General features: G+C 59.7%; 21 protein-coding genes and 1 tRNA gene. 12 read left to right on the forward strand and 10 right to left on the reverse strand.

Features of this window, described 5'->3' with window-relative positions; all coding sequences use genetic code 11:
• Positions 1–30: 30 nt before the first annotated feature.
• The gene (locus IVB18_RS45945) at positions 31–213 is read right to left on the reverse strand and encodes a hypothetical protein (RefSeq protein WP_247986648.1); all 183 of its coding nucleotides are present in this window, start codon (positions 211–213) and stop codon (positions 31–33) included.
• 322 nt (positions 214–535) lie between these two features.
• Here IVB18_RS45945 and IVB18_RS45950 point away from each other — a divergent pair.
• Positions 536–610 (forward strand) — tRNA-Thr (locus IVB18_RS45950).
• 111 nt (positions 611–721) lie between these two features.
• On the opposite strand, the gene IVB18_RS45955 is transcribed toward IVB18_RS45950, so the two are convergent.
• The gene (locus IVB18_RS45955) at positions 722–1,045 is read right to left on the reverse strand and encodes a hypothetical protein (protein WP_247986649.1); all 324 of its coding nucleotides are present in this window, start codon (positions 1,043–1,045) and stop codon (positions 722–724) included.
• 434 nt (positions 1,046–1,479) lie between these two features.
• Here IVB18_RS45955 and IVB18_RS45960 point away from each other — a divergent pair, with 434 nt between their 5' ends.
• The 3 genes from IVB18_RS45960 (at position 1,480) to IVB18_RS45970 (ending at position 4,402) form a co-directional block, all read left to right on the forward strand.
• Positions 1,480–1,743 carry a hypothetical protein gene (locus IVB18_RS45960; RefSeq protein WP_247986650.1) on the forward strand — a complete coding sequence of 88 codons (264 nt, stop codon included), beginning with the start codon at positions 1,480–1,482 and terminating at the stop codon, positions 1,741–1,743.
• A gap of 626 nt (positions 1,744–2,369) precedes the next feature.
• Positions 2,370–3,626 (forward strand): hypothetical protein, encoded by a 1,257-nt coding sequence (locus IVB18_RS45965; protein ID WP_247991972.1) that lies wholly within the window; start codon positions 2,370–2,372, stop codon positions 3,624–3,626.
• Positions 3,623–4,402, forward strand: coding sequence for a hypothetical protein (locus IVB18_RS45970; RefSeq protein ID WP_247986651.1), 780 nt, complete (start codon positions 3,623–3,625; stop codon positions 4,400–4,402). Before IVB18_RS45965 ends, IVB18_RS45970 begins: the two co-directional genes overlap by 4 nt.
• 72 nt (positions 4,403–4,474) lie before the next feature.
• On the opposite strand, the gene IVB18_RS45975 is transcribed toward IVB18_RS45970, so the two are convergent.
• A complete protein-coding gene (locus tag IVB18_RS45975) occupies positions 4,475–4,849 on the reverse strand; it encodes a hypothetical protein (protein WP_247986652.1) in 375 nt (124 codons plus the stop codon).
• Between the two features lie 312 nt (positions 4,850–5,161).
• Here IVB18_RS45975 and IVB18_RS45980 point away from each other — a divergent pair, with 312 nt between their 5' ends.
• The 7 genes from IVB18_RS45980 to IVB18_RS46005 all read left to right on the forward strand — a co-directional run bounded on the left by IVB18_RS45980 (position 5,162) and on the right by IVB18_RS46005 (position 9,719).
• Positions 5,162–6,958 (forward strand): hypothetical protein, encoded by a 1,797-nt coding sequence (locus IVB18_RS45980; protein WP_247986653.1) that lies wholly within the window; start codon positions 5,162–5,164, stop codon positions 6,956–6,958.
• A gap of 30 nt (positions 6,959–6,988) precedes the next feature.
• Complete coding sequence (locus tag IVB18_RS45985) at positions 6,989–7,420, forward strand: hypothetical protein (protein WP_247986654.1); 432 nt, start codon at positions 6,989–6,991, stop codon at positions 7,418–7,420.
• 18 nt (positions 7,421–7,438) lie between these two features.
• Positions 7,439–7,900, forward strand: a complete 462-nt coding sequence (locus IVB18_RS45990) for a hypothetical protein (protein WP_247986655.1) — start codon at positions 7,439–7,441, stop codon at positions 7,898–7,900.
• Positions 7,901–7,983: 83 nt separating this feature from the next.
• Positions 7,984–8,196 carry a DUF2934 domain-containing protein gene (locus IVB18_RS45995; protein WP_247986656.1) on the forward strand — a complete coding sequence of 71 codons (213 nt, stop codon included), beginning with the start codon at positions 7,984–7,986 and terminating at the stop codon, positions 8,194–8,196.
• Positions 8,197–8,376: 180 nt separating this feature from the next.
• Positions 8,377–8,589, forward strand: coding sequence for a hypothetical protein (locus tag IVB18_RS46000; protein ID WP_247986657.1), 213 nt, complete (start codon positions 8,377–8,379; stop codon positions 8,587–8,589).
• Between the two features lie 514 nt (positions 8,590–9,103).
• Positions 9,104–9,238 carry a hypothetical protein gene (locus tag IVB18_RS51795; RefSeq protein WP_256476663.1) on the forward strand — a complete coding sequence of 45 codons (135 nt, stop codon included), beginning with the start codon at positions 9,104–9,106 and terminating at the stop codon, positions 9,236–9,238.
• Positions 9,239–9,326: 88 nt separating this feature from the next.
• Positions 9,327–9,719, forward strand: a complete 393-nt coding sequence (locus IVB18_RS46005) for a hypothetical protein (protein WP_247986658.1) — start codon at positions 9,327–9,329, stop codon at positions 9,717–9,719.
• Here IVB18_RS46005 and IVB18_RS46010 read toward each other — a convergent pair.
• A protein-coding gene (locus IVB18_RS46010; protein ID WP_247991890.1) for an IS630 family transposase occupies positions 9,694–10,633 on the reverse strand; the annotation gives its coding sequence in 2 pieces (ribosomal slippage) (positions 9,694–10,296 and positions 10,298–10,633; 939 coding nt in all). The genes IVB18_RS46005 and IVB18_RS46010 overlap by 26 nt on opposite strands.
• A gap of 253 nt (positions 10,634–10,886) precedes the next feature.
• On the opposite strand from IVB18_RS46010, the gene IVB18_RS46015 reads away from it, so the two are divergent.
• Positions 10,887–11,516: a TerC family protein gene (locus tag IVB18_RS46015; RefSeq protein WP_247986659.1), complete on the forward strand. Its 630-nt coding sequence runs from the start codon at positions 10,887–10,889 to the stop codon at positions 11,514–11,516.
• A 20-nt stretch (positions 11,517–11,536) separates the two neighbouring features.
• On the opposite strand, the gene IVB18_RS46020 is transcribed toward IVB18_RS46015, so the two are convergent.
• The 6 genes from IVB18_RS46020 to IVB18_RS46045 form a co-directional block, all read right to left on the reverse strand.
• The gene (locus tag IVB18_RS46020) at positions 11,537–12,610 is read right to left on the reverse strand and encodes a DUF2235 domain-containing protein (protein ID WP_247986660.1); all 1,074 of its coding nucleotides are present in this window, start codon (positions 12,608–12,610) and stop codon (positions 11,537–11,539) included.
• 307 nt (positions 12,611–12,917) lie between these two features.
• On the reverse strand, positions 12,918–14,099 hold the full coding sequence (gene dinB / locus IVB18_RS46025) for a DNA polymerase IV (protein ID WP_247986661.1): 1,182 nt from the start codon (positions 14,097–14,099) through the stop codon (positions 12,918–12,920).
• Positions 14,056–14,328, reverse strand: a complete 273-nt coding sequence (locus IVB18_RS46030) for a hypothetical protein (protein WP_247986662.1) — start codon at positions 14,326–14,328, stop codon at positions 14,056–14,058. Before IVB18_RS46030 ends, dinB begins: the two co-directional genes overlap by 44 nt.
• Positions 14,329–14,457: 129 nt before the next feature.
• Positions 14,458–14,727 carry a hypothetical protein gene (locus IVB18_RS46035; RefSeq protein WP_247986663.1) on the reverse strand — a complete coding sequence of 90 codons (270 nt, stop codon included), beginning with the start codon at positions 14,725–14,727 and terminating at the stop codon, positions 14,458–14,460.
• Positions 14,728–14,739: 12 nt separating this feature from the next.
• Positions 14,740–14,940 carry a hypothetical protein gene (locus IVB18_RS46040; RefSeq protein WP_247986664.1) on the reverse strand — a complete coding sequence of 67 codons (201 nt, stop codon included), beginning with the start codon at positions 14,938–14,940 and terminating at the stop codon, positions 14,740–14,742.
• A gap of 258 nt (positions 14,941–15,198) precedes the next feature.
• A complete protein-coding gene (locus IVB18_RS46045) occupies positions 15,199–16,092 on the reverse strand; it encodes a 3'-5' exonuclease (protein ID WP_247986665.1) in 894 nt (297 codons plus the stop codon).
• Positions 16,093–16,171 lie beyond the last annotated feature (79 nt).

The following is a 16,171-nucleotide window of genomic DNA, read 5'->3' on the forward strand; positions in this document are numbered from 1 at the left end:
GCTCATTCCCAAAAGTCTAGCCGCCGGATTCTAACCGCCGGTCTTGCCGGCGATCCCCTCATCTAGGGAATCATCGTCATTCTGCGAGGGGTCGGAGATTGCGGCGCGTTCGCGCGCCTGCACCTTCCGCCGCTTCAGGTTTTCGCGCAGCGCCGATTTCAGCCGGTCCTGCCGGCGGTCAGCCGTTGGTCTCTTGTCGTTCTCGTCGATCATTTTCGGACCCATCACGTTGGCCGGCCGCAGGATGCCATCGAATAACAGAGATCAAGGGGCATTGGGCCAGCCGCGACAACGAAGCCGCGAGATTTGGTCGAATTCGCGGGCGCGGCCAATTGCCCATTTGGCTGGGGATGCTGCGGGAACCAAATCCGCTCCAAACTGGTCATTTCGATGGAAAACGGCCGCTTTCGGCGCGCAACGGGCCCGATTTTATCGATTTGGCCGGACCGGTGAGCTTGCACAGAGGGGGGGCTTGTGGCAGATATCGCCCCGCTTGGTAGGCCCCTCGCGGCGGCCGATTCTTATCCCAGCACCTGCTGCCGTAGCTCAGTGGTAGAGCACTCCATTGGTAATGGAGAGGTCGACAGTTCAATCCTGTCTGGCAGCACCATTCAATTCAATCACTTAGCAGCGTTCGTGCTCGGCGCTTACTGACTGCCGGAAGCACCGCGGAAGCACGGTGAGCGGCGATGATCCGCTCACCGATGCGTTCGCGCGGCAATCAGTGCAGCTGCAAGCAAGCTTCCATCTCGTCTTTTGCCTTTAGCATTCGCATTGCCATGGGCAGCGTCACCGCGGCGTCGACCTCGACTAGATTGCCCGCCAAGGGACGAAATTGGCCGGCGGCGTTGCCCTTGAGAGGCGCCAACATCGCGGCGGCGACTGCGGAGCTCACCTGGCACTGAATCATGGCGTACCCCTCATCAAAGATGAGGATGAGATCTGTGTTCGTGCGCGCAAGCGCGCGGCCGATGTCGGTTTGCCAGGGGGCGGCGTTGCAACGCAGAGCATGAGATGAGCGCATAACGTTTTGCCTTTCGAGCAAGATGGAAGTCCAGGGGCGAAATGACCGACGTTAGAACGGCCCCGCGCACCTTTGGGCGTGCGCCTTGGACATACGCGCGCGGCCCCTGGACAATCTGGTGATGCCGACTAACCGGAAATGGCGTTCGGCTAACGTTTGGGCTTTCGACCCGCGATTAGGATGCGCTCGTTTGAGAATTCAGCAACAGAATTTTTGTCTGAAAAAGTCTAATACGAAAACCCGACAAGCTAGCGCTTGGACAAGCTCAGCTTTCCCTTTGACCGAGTGTTCGTCTGTCGAATTCATACCGCGCATAACCATACAAGAAATCACTGTGCCGCAGGGGCTTTTACGACTCGAACATTTGAGCAGCGCCAGCAACTTAGCTAGACTCGGTCGACGCAGAGGAGTGCGTTTCGATGAAAAAGAAAGCCGCGCCTGCAAGAGACCCCGCGGTGATCGCGCTCAATCGCGTGGCGTCCGCTCGCAACGATGCAGAGTACGACGCCGCGATAGCAGAGCTCGAGACCTGCCCCGCGCTGACCGCGCAAGGCGTCCGCGCGAAACGTAATCTGGAGCGATCGCGCCAGGCGGCGCTAGAGCAAGGCGATCGCTTGACAGCAGCGGGCCGTGTGATGATGCAGCGCTTGGCCGATACGATTGACGAAGGGTTAGCGCGCTTGACGCGCGAGAGCGGACGTCGTCGCCGGCAGATGTAGGCCCCCACCACCGCCAGCCCGGCACCCACCCCTCGGGGGGAGCCCCCGGCTTGGTGTCCAAAGTTCGCAAAGCCGCTCTACTAATTTTCTGATTCTTGAGAAGTTCAGGGAACTCAGCATCGCTCATTTAAAGAGGCAATCATGTTCAAACGCGCAAAGAAGCCGTCTGTAAAATGGTGTGTGAATTGTCGCTTCTGGACCACCGATCAAGGCATGCCCGCAGCCGCAACAGCAGAGTCGTACGCGCAGTGTCGGCGATTTCCACCAACGCCTTTGGTGAGCACCGAGCCAGTAAAGCTGATCTGGAAAGAACCGAGCGAAGTTCGACCGTACGTTCCTGAAAATGCGTGGGCGCCTACGGAATGCTGGCCCCTGACAAAGAACACGCAGTGGTGCGGAGAATGGGCTCTTCCTAATTCTGACGACGCTGAGCGTTTTGCTGCATTCCAAAAAATTGCAGCGAGACGAGAGTAAAGCCTCGACCATCGCCAAAGGGACTCCCTTATAACTTTTCACTTCTCAATAACCGCGTCTGAGTTACACTTCATCCTACGGACGCAACGCCGCTTCGCCGACGGCACCCACCGCGCAATACCGCGCACTTCCTCTCACCCCGTCGGCGGTCCATGTCCTACCCCACAAAATACACGCGTCAGTACGATTACGTTTCGTATCAGAACAGCAACCCGAACCGGCCACTGCCGGCGGACAAGGTCAAGGCGGACCTGAACCAGGTCGCGATTACCCACGCGCAGACCGTCGACTTCATGAAGACCGTCATCCGCGCCGACGGCGCGTTGATGAACGGTGTTGTGGGCTACGATCAGCTTGCATCGTCGCTTCAGACCGCCGGCTTGGCGCCGGTGAGCACGTGGGCGAGCGGGACGGCGTACGGCGTGCTGCAAGTCGTGGTCCACGGAGTGGGGCTTTACCAGGCACAGACGGCCCATACCGCCGGCGACTTCAACACCGACCTCGCGGCCGGCAAGTGGACGTTCATGGCCAATCTGCCCCAGGGCGCCAAGGGCGACACCGGCGCCACTGGCGCGACCGGCGCCACCGGTGCCCAAGGCCCGCAGGGCGATCCTGGCCCGACCGGGCCGACGGGGGCGGCTGGCAATAACGGCACGGGCGTGAGCGTCCGAGTGTCGACGACCGGAAACGTGAACCTCACCAACGCGCTGGAAAACGGAGACACCATTGACGGTGTCACGTTGGTGACCGGAGATTTGGTCCTGGTCTGGCAGCAAACCGCGCCCGCTGAGAACGGCATTTACACAGTTCCGAGCTCCGGCGGGGCCGTGCGCGCCTCGGCATATTCCACGTTCGCCTCGTATTGCGGCGCGATCGTCAGCGTTCAACAGGGGACACTGTACGCCGATCGCATCTTCTTGGGCACGCCTAACACGGGTGGAACGCTTGGCGTCACCGCGATCACCTTTGCCGATCAAACGACACCGACGGCGAGCACGACGACTCCAGGCATTGTCGAACTGGCAAACACATCGGAGGCCGACGCCTACACGGACTCGACCCGCGTCGTAACGCCTCAGCTCGTCGCCAGAACAGCGCGTACTTTCCAGCCCACAATCGCCGATGACAGTGTCTACTTGATCCCGGTGACACCATCGGCCTTCACGGGCATCGGTATGGTGACGTCCAACATCGCGAACACTTACGCGCTATTTTTCGCGAACAACGTCGGCGGTAACAGTCTGGTCTCCACCCCGACCGGCTCGAGTGTCAACACGACAACAGGCGCGTTGACAGGAACGACAGGAGTCGACGGAAAGCTTACGATCTCGATCGACGCGAACAACATCTATATTGAGAACCGGCTCGGCGGCTCCATCCAGTTCACGGTTGTAGTGTTTGGCCGATGACCTTCTACCAGCGCACGCGGCGGCTGTGGATGGTGGGCGATAGTTTCGCCCGCGGCTACGCTCTCGGAAACCTCGCAGACCTGATCGCGCCGACACACCCGATGTACGGGTTCTCATCGATTTGGCGAATGCAGAACCTTGTTTTCGAAGAGAATGGCGTCAACATTCGCGGGGACACCTACCTTATCGGTTCAATCTCGCAGGCCAATCTCGCGTCAGATCTCGCGACGTTCTTCGCGTCCTCCGATGTCGGCGATCGAGACATGGTCGTGTTTGAAGATGCCGGGCAGCACAATTCGAGCCCTAACCTGTATCGGTCGCAATACGAAGGCGTTCTCTCGGCCGTGAAGGCGGCGCGGCTGACGCTCGATCTTCGCGTGTGCACCACACCCGACAATTCGCCCGCGGTAGGGACGGATTACCAGTGGGACGTCTCCTTCTTGGGGCAAGGGACGATGAACCAAGCGGCGCAGGCCGCGGCCGCGGCACAAGGCGTCTTGGTTATCGACATGAACACGATCATCACAGCGTATTGGGGCAGCGTGCTTGCGGCCGACGGCGTCGTGCTCCCTCAGCCAGACAACATTCATATGCGGGTGTGGGATCAAATGAAATGGGCTGGCACCGTGCTGGCGTCATTCGGGCTTACGCCCTCGATTAAGACCAGGACATCGCTCACTCAAATCGCTTCCGACAACTGGAGCCAGCTCGGATATGGCAGCGGGAGTTGGTCGCAAGCTAAAGCCGTCGACTACTGTGCGGCAATCCTGGGGTAGCGGCGCTGGGGGGCACGCAGGAAATAGCCGGGAGAGCATATCTAATTTGCGATCGGAATGAGCATGCCCCAACTAGTCGATTTCGAAGGTCAGCAGCACGAATTTCCCGACGACTTCACGCCGGCGGACATTCAACGCGCGCTCGCGAGCGTCCCGGCGCAAGCGGCTGCGCCTGCACCGATGGCTGCCCCCGCCACGCCCGGCTTGGGCGCGCAGAACGCCGCGCAAAGCGGTCGGCTCTACGTCGCCCCTGAACAGCCGCAGCCGATCGAGCGGCCCGCGTCGTTGCTCCCGAGCAGCGTCGGTGGCGCGGTCCGCGACTTCACCGTTGGCGCGCAAGGCGTCGGCAAGGGCCTCACCGACATCGTCACCGGTCCGTTTGACCTCGCGGCGGGGGCGACTAACGCAGGCATTTGGGCGGCGAACAAAATCCCAGGCATCAGCCACATTTCGCAACCGCTGTTTGGCTCGGACACGTTGCCCTACGCGACGCCGGCATCCAAGCTGGTCGAGAAGGCCACTTCGGTGCTGCCCGGCATCGATCCGGCGACCATGTCGCGCAGCGAGAAGCTCGGCTACAACGTCAACCGCTTCGGCACCCAGGCGCTCGGCACGGGCGCCATGCTTGCCGCTCGAGCGCCAATCGTGGCAGCGGCCACGACACGGTCCGACACCGCCGTCGGGCGTGTCCTGGACCACATGTCGCGGCCGTATACCGAGGCGCCGGCGCGGACGCTTGTCGGCGACACGATCGGCGGCATGGGCTCCGGCGTGGCGGTGAACGCCGCAGACGACTACGTCCCCGAGCACGCTGTCGTCGGAGACACATGGCCTAAGGCAATCGCCAACGCGCTTGCGCCCGTCGTCGGCGCCGTCGGTGCGAACAGCCTCCAAGGCACGGCGGAAGGCATTGCCGGGTTGATCCGAAACATCGCGGCAAAATCATTCGGCTCCGCATCAGCGCCGATCCCGCTCAACCCGAACACGCGGGCGCCGTACAGTACCGCTGATGTCAATCGCGCCGCCGGGAAAATGCAAGTCGCCGCTTCCGGCGCGCCGCGCGCGCTAGCGCAAGACATCCGCGAGAATGCGGCCGCCTTAGCGCGGCCGGCAGAGGAAGGCGCGTCGCCCTTGCAGGGCGCGGCCATGCCGACGTCAGGCCTGTTGTCAGGCGACCCGGGTCTCATTGCCGCAGAGCAAGGGGCGCGCCTCAAGTCAGCGCCGGACTTCATCAAGCGCGACCAGAATGTGAAGGCCGCCGCGGCCGAGCGGGTCGAAGCGATGAGAGATCCGGAGGCCGATCTTGGCGCCGTGATGCGCCGCGCCGCGCAGGCGCGTGAGCAGCGAATGGGCGCAGCGGAAAACGACATCCTGCAAAGGGAAGACGCGAACCGGGCCGTCGATCGGATCCGAGCCGACCAAGGAGAGCCGCTCGGAGCACTCGCTAACAGCGAGGTAAAGGCGAACGCCTCCCGTCGCTTGGACGAGGCTCTCGTCGATCAGACCTACATCCCGGCGCGTGCAGAAAAGAACCGGCTGTTCGACAACGCCCCAGGTCGTGCTGACGAGCTTCCTGCGGACAACATCTTCTCGTCGATCGATCGGATCCGCGGCAACGCAAGCGACTTGGCGCCCGGCGTGTTGCCCGAGGACTTCATGCGCCGGCTCAATACTCTTCGGCCCCAGATGGTCGAACATCTGCCGGAGAGCGGGCAGATGATCAACGTCGGCGGCCCCGGCACCGCACTCGGTGGCGACCTGGCGGACCTCCGCAAGTTCATTGGTGCGGCCCAAGAACGGGCGCAGGCCTCCGGGAACTTCGACCTTGCAGACAACCTCGGCCGATTGCGGACTGCGATCAATCGCACGCTCGAGGACGCGCTCGGCTATTCAGAAGCCAATGCCAACTATCAGCGCTTCGCGCAGCGTTTCCGCCCGGAGCGAAACGATGAGACGGCACGGTTCACTCGCGAGCTCGATCGCAGCGGGCAGAACGCGGACGGCGAGCTCAATCGCGGCGCTACGCCTCCGAGTGCCACCGCGGATCGCTTCCTGGCGTCGCCGGAGAAAGCGGCCAGCTTGACGCGCGCGCTGGAGGGTTCGCCGGCGGCGCCGGCCGGATATGCGGCGCTTCGCGACTATCTCCGTGCAGACTTCGCCAAATCTGCCCTCAACGCAGACGGGACAGTCAACTCGATCCGGGCGAACGCATGGGCACGAAACAATGCCGACGTATTGGCGCAATTTCCCACGGTGCGCGGTGAGTTTGATGACATCACCGCGGCCGCGCGTCGTGGAGAACAGATGTCCGCGCAAACGCGTGCGGACCTCGAGGCTGCGCGTACAGCGCGCAAAGCGACCGAAGCGGAAGTTGATCGATCGGCCGTCGGTACCTTGCTCCGAGAGGATCCTCGTGACGTCGCTCAGAAACTCCTCGGCAACAAGTATGGCGCTGGGACCAAGCTCGACGAGATCAATGCGCTTATCAAGAACGATCCTCAAGCGGGCCGGGGCTGGAAAGCAGCCATGTCCGAGGTCCTCACCGACAAGGTCTAGGGTACCCGGCAAGTTGGCGAGACGCTCGAGGTGCAGTTCGCCAGACTGGCCAAGGAGTTCAACGAGAACGAAGCTCTGCTCGCGAAGACCTTCACGCCGGAAGAGATGAACAACCTCCGGCAGGCTCACAAGATCTTGTCGTACTTCAAGGAGGCCGAGAAGCGTGCGACAGTCGGCAGTGATACAGCCGAGAAGCTCAACATCCCTGGCTGGGCGCAACTGGCGGTGCGCCACTTCAAGGGTGACCTTGCCGGTGGTGGTCTAATCAAGCGGTTTAAACTGCTCCTCGAGATGTTGCCATCGAACAAGCAGAATGCGGACGACATAGTTCACCTGGCGTGGTTCGATCCGAACGTGGCAGCGCACCTCTTGGAGCGGCCCGTGAAGAATCCGAATGTACCGCAATACAACATCGATCTGCGCCGCCTGATCGCGGCTGCGAACGCGTCTCGCGAAGACTGAAGAGGAAGAAGCCCGGACATGCCTTCCCTAGCTCCCTACGATCTCACTGAACAGCAACGTGCGCTCGTGCGGTTCATCGTCAACGAGGGCAAGCGGCCCGAGGAAGCTGCCGAGCTCGCCGGCTATCATCCCAAGTCGGTCTATAAGACGATGCGACTGCCGGCGGTCGCGGCCGCAATATCGGAATCGATCCAGATCGATTTGGCCGTGGTGGGTGCCCCGCTCGCCTATCGAGTCGCGAAGTCATTGCTGCAAGATACTAGTGTTAGTGCGCGTGTCCGAGCCGATCTTTCGATCAAAGTCCTAGACCGGGCAGGGCACATTGCGCCCACGCGTAAGGATACATCGTCCCAGCAGAAAGCCCTCTCCGAGATGTCCCGAGACGAACTTGCGGCGTTCATAGAGCGCAATCAGGCCGAGATCGATAAGGTGGAGGGCGAATTGGCCTCACGCGCGAAGGACGTCTCGTATCTTGGATAGGTGCCGACAGGTTCCGGCCCCGCAGCTTGAATTCTTGTTAACCGTCTGCCCGCAGGATGCCGCTCCGTATTGGAGGGAGCACGATGTCTGATCTGGAACAAATCATTCGCGAACGCGCCTACCAGCTCTGGATAGAAAGCGGCTGCGAGCACGGTAAAGCCGAGATGCATTGGATCGACGCTCAGCGCGAGATTCTCGCCGCTTCTCTTGCTGACCTTGGCCGAGTGTCGAAGGCTGGCTCCGGCAAGTTGAAGACGAAAGTCGGCGCGCCTCGAAAAAAGCGCCGAGCAGCCTAGCGCTCAAAGGCGGCGTCTTGGGCTGCAGCGCGTCCTACGAAGCCGAAGTGTGCCCAAGTGTGCGCGAAAATCGTATACCGCTAGAAGGTGCGGTTCATTACGAAACGGAAAGGCGGAATCGCAGCCTTGTGAGTAGCGACGACGACCTGCCTGGCTATTGTGAGCTCGTAGAGGACGGTCATGAAATACAGTTCAGAACTAATCCAAACGATGCGCAACGCGCTGGAGACAGTGATGGCGAACGTATCCGCCAACCAATCCGTCTTTGGTCTCAAGGCCGCCGTCGCCGAGTATATCCTACAGGCGGCTGCTCAGGGTCAGACCTCCCTCGACGGGCTAGTGGCTTCAACATCCAGCCAGCTTCAGAGCATCATCTCCAGCCTACTTTACTGAAGAACCTTCGGCGCACGAGCACGATCTCGACGTCCTGCTCTAGGACAGCCCCGGCAATCATTGGAAAATCGTCGGGGGGTCTTTGCTCATGTTGCCCTCATGGGGCTCGCATCGAACCCGAACAGCCCACGCGGAGGTAGGGCCGTGTCCGTTCAGTCTTCAAGACCGGACATGGCCAGTTCGTCCTAGCTAGTCGGCTAAGGGGCCACTAGCCGACATCCCGGTGCCGCGGCTGACAGATAGCTCGCGTTCGCCGTTTATGCCCGCTACCTGGCGCAGCTGACCGACGACGGGCGGAAGTCCTCTGCGATCCAGAGGCGTGTCGCCGTGATCCGGAGCGCAGGCGATATACGGGTGTCCAAGCGGCCTGCGTCTCGGTGCCGCATAAGTCACCTTGCCGCGCGGTCAAAAAGCGCGCGGCGATGGGTAGCATTGTTTTTCTGATCGTAAAGGTTCGTCTTTTTAGAGAGTGGCTTTTGTCGATCGTGGGTGCGCTCTCGCGAGAGGCAAGCACATGATTGAGCTTTGGGACAAATGGTCCGGGACCCTGGCGTCGGTCGAGGCGCTTGCAGCCGTCGTCGTTATTGCCGTGGTGGCGGCCGGCGCTATTACGCTGATCGAGACTCGGCGGCATAGGACAAAACATTGATCGGGGAGACGTCGGAAAACGGTGCATCTAGACCAGAGTAGTTCAGTAATTTGCGGCGCTAGAAGACGCTCCTATGCAGGAGGACAAAATGATCGCTTCTCATGCAAGTTGGACAAACAGGAATGCTCCTTGGCGGGACACATTCTGCATATTCGCGCTGTTGAGCATCCTGGTCGCAGCTCCCGCATTCTTGATGATGCACTTCCTGGATATCCAACTCGTCTTGCCTGCGCTCAGCATTCTGCTTTTCTTGGACGCGATCGTCACGGCGCTCTTGGCTCGGGCAAATTCAGAAAATGAAACGTTAGAAAATGTAACGCTTTGGGATATTGCCGGTGCATTCACCATGATGGGTTGCGCCGCAGCGATTCTTGGCGAACCAGATCAAGTGGCACTGCTTTTCGGGCAGCATTCGGACGCGGCTGTAGGAGATAGTCACCTAAAGCATGATGAAATTAGCTTCGATAGCCTGAGTTTTTGAGATAGTTCGCGCATTCTTCTGGTGTGAAGGCGTCAAGGAGCTGGCCGATGGCGGCGCAGACCGCATCGACGGTTGGTGCGGCGGCCTTTCGGAGCAGATGTTCGAGCTTGGCAAAGACCTGTTCTATCGGGTTCAGGTCGGGTGAGTATTTTGGGAGGAAGAACAACTTGGCTCCGGCGGAGCGGATGAGCTGGCGCACGGCTTTGCTTTTGTGGCTGCCGAGATTGTCCATGACGACGATATCGCCGGGACGAAGTGTTGGCAGAAGGACCTTCGCCACATAGGTCCGAAAGCTCTCGCCGTCGATTGGTCCCTCGATGAACCACGGCGCATCGATCCGATCACTGCGCAATGCCGCGAGGAAGGTCATGGTCTTCCAGCGGCCGTGAGGCACCTTGGTGGGGAGTCTGTGTCCGCGCGGCGCCCATCCCCGCAAGGGCGCCATGTCTGTCCTGGTCCAGGTCTCGTCGATGAAGACCAGCCGCTCAGCTTCGACGCGGTCTTGATACTTTGTCCATTGGACCCGCCGCCGCGCCACGTCGGGACGATCGCGTTCGCCAGCCGTCACGCTTTTTTTTGAAGCTGAGCTTCTCGGCATGCACGAAATCCCACACCGAGTGATAGTCGACCTTCAGGCCGCGCCCGGCAAGTTCGGCAACGAGCCCACGCAGGGTGAAGTCGTCGTTCTTGATCCGCTGCGACAGCCAAATCGCGTGTTCACCCGAAATCATCTTCGGCTTGTGACCGCCCATCTGCCCCGGAGCAACGCTGCCGGTCTCATCGAGCCGCTGCATCCAGCCAATGGCCGTGCTGATCGCGACCCCAAACTGCTTGGCTGCCCGATTGCGGGACATGCCGCCCTCAATCGCCGCCACCACACGCTTCCGAAGATCGAGAGAGTAAGGCTTGCCCATCCATGCTGGCCTCCTGCCCAGCCAGCATGGTGAATCAGAAACAAGCTGATTTGGGAATCCCAAATCGATTCAACCTAACCTCATCCCGCTTTAGCCCCCTGACAGCCGGCGACGTCGAACAAGAGTTTGGTTAGAGCGGCCTTGTTTCGGTCTGCAGTACGGGATGGCGGCACGTATCGGTCGACCCATACGAATAGCCAAAAATCCTCGCTTGGGAGTGGCCCGTTTCCCCTGGCACCGGGGAGCATGACTCGTGTTTGATTACCTCAATACAGATGTCCTGAACGTACTCTTGCAGGTCGTTCTTATCGATCTCGTGCTCGCGGGCGATAACGCGATCGTCATCGGTCTTGCCGCCGCGGGCCTTCCCCAGGCGCAACGTGGCAAGGCGATTTTGATCGGGATCGTCGCAGCGACGATACTGCGCATGCTGCTCGCCGGGTTAGCGACGCAAATCCTCCAGATCACGGGCCTCGCGCTCGCTGGTGGGGTCCTGTTGTTGTGGGTATGTTGGAAAATGTGGCGAGAGTTGCGCGCGTCCTCCACAAAGCCCATCGGTGCGAAGGAGGCCGCTGGAGCAATCGCAGCGAACAAGCCCCGCAAGACACTCGTCCAAGCGAGTTGGCAGATTATTGCGGCCGACGTTTCCATGTCGCTCGACAATGTTCTGGCCGTCGCGGGGGCGGCACGCGAGCATCCACTAGTCATGATTTTCGGCTTGGGGCTTTCCATTGCGATGATGGGTGTGGCCGCTTCTTTCATTGCGCGCCTTCTGCAAAATCATCGATCGGTTGCTTACGTCGGTTTGGCCGTCATTCTCTACGTTGCGGTCGAGATGATTTTCCGCGGAACATTGGATATCAGGAAGGTAGCATCGATATGACGGCCGTGTCGTTTCCTGCCTTACTGCCGAGTTAGACGCTTGACGATATTCTGTAATTCGTCGTCCAGCTCCGTGGCCGCCACTGAAAGCGCTTTGCGATAGTTCTCGGGGCAATATCGCTTCTGTTCGCCTCTGATGGCAAATTGCCGATTCAACAGCTGGCCGAATATTGAGTGGATGTACTCACCGCCCTGCCGCCCGATAGCTCTTGGGCCGCCTCTCAGAAGTTTTCTTAAAATACCTGGGCGCTCATCTGATATTTCAACGCGCCTGGCTGATCGGACGTTAGAGACAACCTCTTTTTGCAAATACCCCTCGTCGATTTCGACCTCGGGACAATATTGTTGAATGCGCTCCATCATTGTGAGTAGAGCAACATCGCCCAAAAAACGGCCATCGGAACATCCACCAATATCGGCATGCACGCCAGGCATCCAAATCTGCTCTAGAATTTGCGTGCGCTCGGAGGTTCCCTCCCAAAGTAGAGGCGAAAACGATGGGTTACGATTGTCGTCTATGGCAAGCAGGTGCACAGCATGGTCAACAGAGGGATCTAGCGTCGAATTTCTGAATCTCACTTTGCCGAACACGTTGAAACGGTCCCAACTCGATCCAGCGACTGCGTCAAAGGCTCCCAAGAACCGAATCCTTGGTTGATCGCTATGGAGGCGCGACTTGAATTTCGAAGTTAGCGACTGAAGTTTGGCGTCACCGAGATCTGATTCGACAAAGCATTTCCACAGTTCGGGAAAGACGTCGAGGTTGTCTGCCGGTAGCAGGCCAGGTTTTGAGATGAGCTCACTCAGTGCGCGAGCAGCTGCAGCGCCCCGTGAGAAGCCGAACAGATAAATTTGGTCGCCTGGCATATAATTCGAGGCTAAATTTACGTACGCTTCGATGACAATTTCGTCGAACCCTCGCCCCGTTGCCGCGGATGCATAGTCCCGCCTGGTTCCCACTCCGGCGAAGTAGAATGCAATTTGCGGTACTCCCGAGAAGCCGTAAGTGACTGCCCGATTGAGACGAAAGACGTTAGTTGGGATGATATCCTTCGCCGCTGCCGCCTGATTGCTGCTGCCGTCGAAGAAGAACATGAGCCGTCGTATCATGGCGATGTCCCCAAAAGTCGGTTCGTAAAGTGCCCGCGCAAGCCGCACCCGCGACTGCCGATTCCCTTAAGAAAAATCAAACTGGCAACTGCCGGGAAGGAACGTTGGCATTTTACTCACTTGAGGCAACTTAAGGGAATAGCCAGCTGGGCCCGCAAAGTCGGCTTTGGGTCGAAAGGCGAAAATGCCGGACTTATTTGCGTAGGTCTGCTTCACCCCGAGAAGCGGCATTTTTGAGTACACGCCCTAAACTAGTCGTGCTCGTCGCACTCATGTCGCATCCCTGACGGCTTCAGATCGGCAAATGCAGCTGTGGCTCGGACTGGTCCCCGGCGTGCAGCGAGGACAGCGAGACTCCCAGCAGACGAACGGATTTCGGCAGCGGAATCTCGGCCTGAAGCAAGCCGACCGCCAGGCTCTCAAGATCGTCCCGGCTTGGCACCGGGGTGAGGACCGACCTACTACGGGTGATGATCTCAAAATCGAAGAACTTGACCTTCAGCGTCACCGTCCGCCCTCGGTTGCCCGTGCCCTCGCAGTGGCGCCAGACCTTGTCGACGAGTGGCCGGAGCTCTGCAACCAAGGCATCAAAATCGGTGAGGTCACTGGAAAAGGTGCTCTCGGCCCCGACCGACTTCCGGATCCGGTTGGGCCGGACGGGGCGTTCGTCGATGCCGCGCGAGATCCAGTAGTAGTAGGCGCCCGACTTTCCGAAATTCACGCCCATGAACTCCATCGTCTGCTTGCGCATGTCGAGGCCGGTGAAGATGCCGAGCGCGTTCATCTTCGCGGCCGTCGCGGGACCGATGCCGTGAAACTTGCCCACCGGCAGTGTCTCAACGAACGCCGGTCCCATTTCCGGCGAGATCACATACTGGCCGTTGGGCTTGCGATGATCCGAGGCGAGCTTCGCGAGAAACTTGTTGTAGCTGATGCCGGCCGAAGCGTTGAGGCCGGTATCAGCTTTGATCTTTTCGCGGATCCGTAGCGCGACGTCGCGGGCGAGCGGAATGCCCTGCAGGTTCTCGGTGACGTCGAGGTAAGCCTCGTCGAGCGACAGCGGCTCGATGATGGCGGTGTGCTCGCGAAGATCTCGCGGATCTGTCGGCTGATCGATTTGTAGACCTCGAAGCGCGGTTTGACGAAAGATCAGATCGGGACACTGCCGCTTCGCGGTCACCGACGGCATGGCGGATCTGACGCCGAATTTGCGGGCTTCGTAGCTCGCAGCGGCGACGACGCCGCGTTCTGCCGAACCGCCGACCGCGACCGGCCTGCCGCGCAGCTCCGGATTGTCGCGCTGCTCCACGGACGCATAGAACGCATCCATGTCGATATGGATGATCTTGCGCGTTGGTGCGCCGCCTTGATCGGGATCGGACGAGGACATTCTTATGTTATAGACGTCCTGCACCGAGCAGTCGCCGGCATCAATACCTGTCTTGAGGCAGGCATTCGGGGCAGGTATCGCCAATGCTGTAGAGCACCTCGGCAATCGCACTGGTCGCCGCCTCCGCAGAGACGCCGGCCGGCGGCGCTTCGCGGGCAATTTCCAGCGCGCGGTCGCGGGCATGGGGGTCAGCACGATCTTGCATCCAGCCGTGCTGCTCGCACTCGCGAATGGCCCCAGCTTCCAACAATACCGACCGGGCCCAGCCTTCGATCGTACGGTGGGTGGGGCGTCGCTCCCGGAACATCAACATCGCAGAACTCCACTGACGCGGGATGAATCTCCGCCCAAGCTTATCGTTCCGGCGCTTAACACAGGGCAGGGATTCGCAAATGCGGGGAGTCGGCTTTGTCCACCTGTTCCCGCAGGGCGCTGTGGACAGCTATCGATCAGAGTTCATGAGTTGGCGCGGCAGAACCAAGACTATGTTGATTTGTCGGGCCAGGATTTTCGAGGCGATAATCGAGATATGTAACGCGAACTCGTCTTCCATCTCTGCCGCGGCATCCTCGTCTCGGGCATAGACGTAGAGGATATCGCCATCCACTTCGTCGAATCGAACAGCACGAAAGAGCCGATCAAACCTCTCTGCACCGACCATGAGTGCCATTCGCGCCGCAATCGCTTGGTCTTGGACCTGAGTCACAATCATCGCTCGGCGATCCTAGTTTCCTCTGCCATAATCGACTGCGAAGACTTGGTAGAACTGGCCCGGCGTCGTATGCGTGAACGCGATCTCCAATGCGACGATCTCCGCATAGCCCTTGGTTTCGTCGCCGACATTGATGAGGTCGACCGCGGTCAGCCCTTTGCCAGTGTCAAAGTTGGAGGCTGGCGCGCCGGGGATACGGATGAGGCCTTGCATGCTCGGGCCTCGAGTCTGGATAGCAACCTTGATTTGGGCCGCCTTTCGGACGAAGAGCCGTTCTGATCTGAATTCGATCCTCTGCCATTGGTCGAGACCTGCTGACGTGTGACCCATGTACCTAGGTCCTGTCGCCGGATCGATGGCGGCCAAGGTGGGGACAATGAGCGCTAAGAAGGCAAGAGTGACAGCCGCGAATAACCCAAGTCGCATTAGCGGGATCTCCGGCTTTGCCAAAGCGAGCACCTGCCCATGTTGTTACGATCTGATTGAAAACCGGTCGAATGCCGTCAGAACCTGCAGGCGAGGCTCGATATCGCGGAGATAGATTTCAGCCCTGAGAAACGCGATTTCCGCGTCAAGCTGGCTCTCCTCCACGTCGATGAACCAGGACCGCGGCCGTCCATCGCTGCCATCGCTCCATCGATAGCCTCGCCGCTTGAGAGCGTCCTTGAGATCAAAGGGCGATTGCTCCGCCCAAACGCGCATCTTTTTCTTGCGAGCCTGTTCGAGCAGCACAGCTAGTGCCGGGGACCCAGTCGATAGTTGGAAGTCTAGTATCTCAAGCAGAGCATGACAATCGTCGACCGCCCTATGGGCTTGGTGAAAGAAGCCAGCGCCATTCAACAGGTAACCCAGCCGCGAACCTTCGAAGCCGTGCTTCCGCCACTCGATCTCTGTTGCAGAGCATCCCCATGCCTTGCGTTGGAAGACTGGCCAGTAGCGTTCCGCGAATTTGCGGTCAAACCCAGCGTTATGAGCGATAACGATGACGGCATCCTCGACGAACGATGACACGACGTTCCCGTCGATCCGAGAACCAGCGACCATTCCGTCCGTGATGCCGGTGAGGGCGGTGACTTCCGACGGTATTGGTGCCGATGGCTCATTGAACGAGGAGAATACATCTCTGACGCCAACGATGCGACCGTCGGCCAAGTAGTCGAACTTGACCATCCCGAGTTCGATGACTTCGTCCTTCTGTTGATCCAGACCTGTAGTTTCGACGTCGATAAGGATGCCGGTTCTAGTCGACGCTCCATTGGACGGAGTAAAAATCTCTCTACGCGCCAAACGTCGAAGGACGCGATAGTCGTTCGATCTTGCCAATACCTCGGCCATAGCGGCTAAGGTCAGGTCGTTCTCAAGCATTGGACTTTGCAATCCTTCGGCGAAGGCTCCCACGCACCGCGGTGGTAGTGCAAAGGCTAACCCGGATCAAAGATCCGAA

The sequence above is a fragment of the Bradyrhizobium sp. 186 genome (assembly GCF_023101685.1).
Classification (GTDB): Bacteria; Pseudomonadota; Alphaproteobacteria; order Rhizobiales; family Xanthobacteraceae; genus Bradyrhizobium.

Coding starts and splice junctions, on each gene's coding strand:
- IVB18_RS45945 (WP_247986648.1), bottom strand. CDS start 213: ATGATCGACGAGAACGACAAGAGACCAACGGCTGACCGCCGGCAGGAC.
- IVB18_RS45965 (WP_247991972.1), top strand. CDS start 2,370: ATGTCCTACCCCACAAAATACACGCGTCAGTACGATTACGTTTCGTAT.
- IVB18_RS45970 (WP_247986651.1), top strand. CDS start 3,623: ATGACCTTCTACCAGCGCACGCGGCGGCTGTGGATGGTGGGCGATAGT.
- IVB18_RS45980 (WP_247986653.1), top strand. CDS start 5,162: ATGGGCTCCGGCGTGGCGGTGAACGCCGCAGACGACTACGTCCCCGAG.
- IVB18_RS45990 (WP_247986655.1), top strand. CDS start 7,439: ATGCCTTCCCTAGCTCCCTACGATCTCACTGAACAGCAACGTGCGCTC.
- IVB18_RS45995 (WP_247986656.1), top strand. CDS start 7,984: ATGTCTGATCTGGAACAAATCATTCGCGAACGCGCCTACCAGCTCTGG.
- IVB18_RS46000 (WP_247986657.1), top strand. CDS start 8,377: ATGAAATACAGTTCAGAACTAATCCAAACGATGCGCAACGCGCTGGAG.
- IVB18_RS51795 (WP_256476663.1), top strand. CDS start 9,104: ATGATTGAGCTTTGGGACAAATGGTCCGGGACCCTGGCGTCGGTCGAG.
- IVB18_RS46005 (WP_247986658.1), top strand. CDS start 9,327: ATGATCGCTTCTCATGCAAGTTGGACAAACAGGAATGCTCCTTGGCGG.
- IVB18_RS46020 (WP_247986660.1), bottom strand. CDS start 12,610: ATGTTCTTCTTCGACGGCAGCAGCAATCAGGCGGCAGCGGCGAAGGAT.
- IVB18_RS46030 (WP_247986662.1), bottom strand. CDS start 14,328: ATGTTGATGTTCCGGGAGCGACGCCCCACCCACCGTACGATCGAAGGC.
- IVB18_RS46035 (WP_247986663.1), bottom strand. CDS start 14,727: ATGATTGTGACTCAGGTCCAAGACCAAGCGATTGCGGCGCGAATGGCA.
- IVB18_RS46040 (WP_247986664.1), bottom strand. CDS start 14,940: ATGCAAGGCCTCATCCGTATCCCCGGCGCGCCAGCCTCCAACTTTGAC.
- IVB18_RS46045 (WP_247986665.1), bottom strand. CDS start 16,092: ATGCTTGAGAACGACCTGACCTTAGCCGCTATGGCCGAGGTATTGGCA.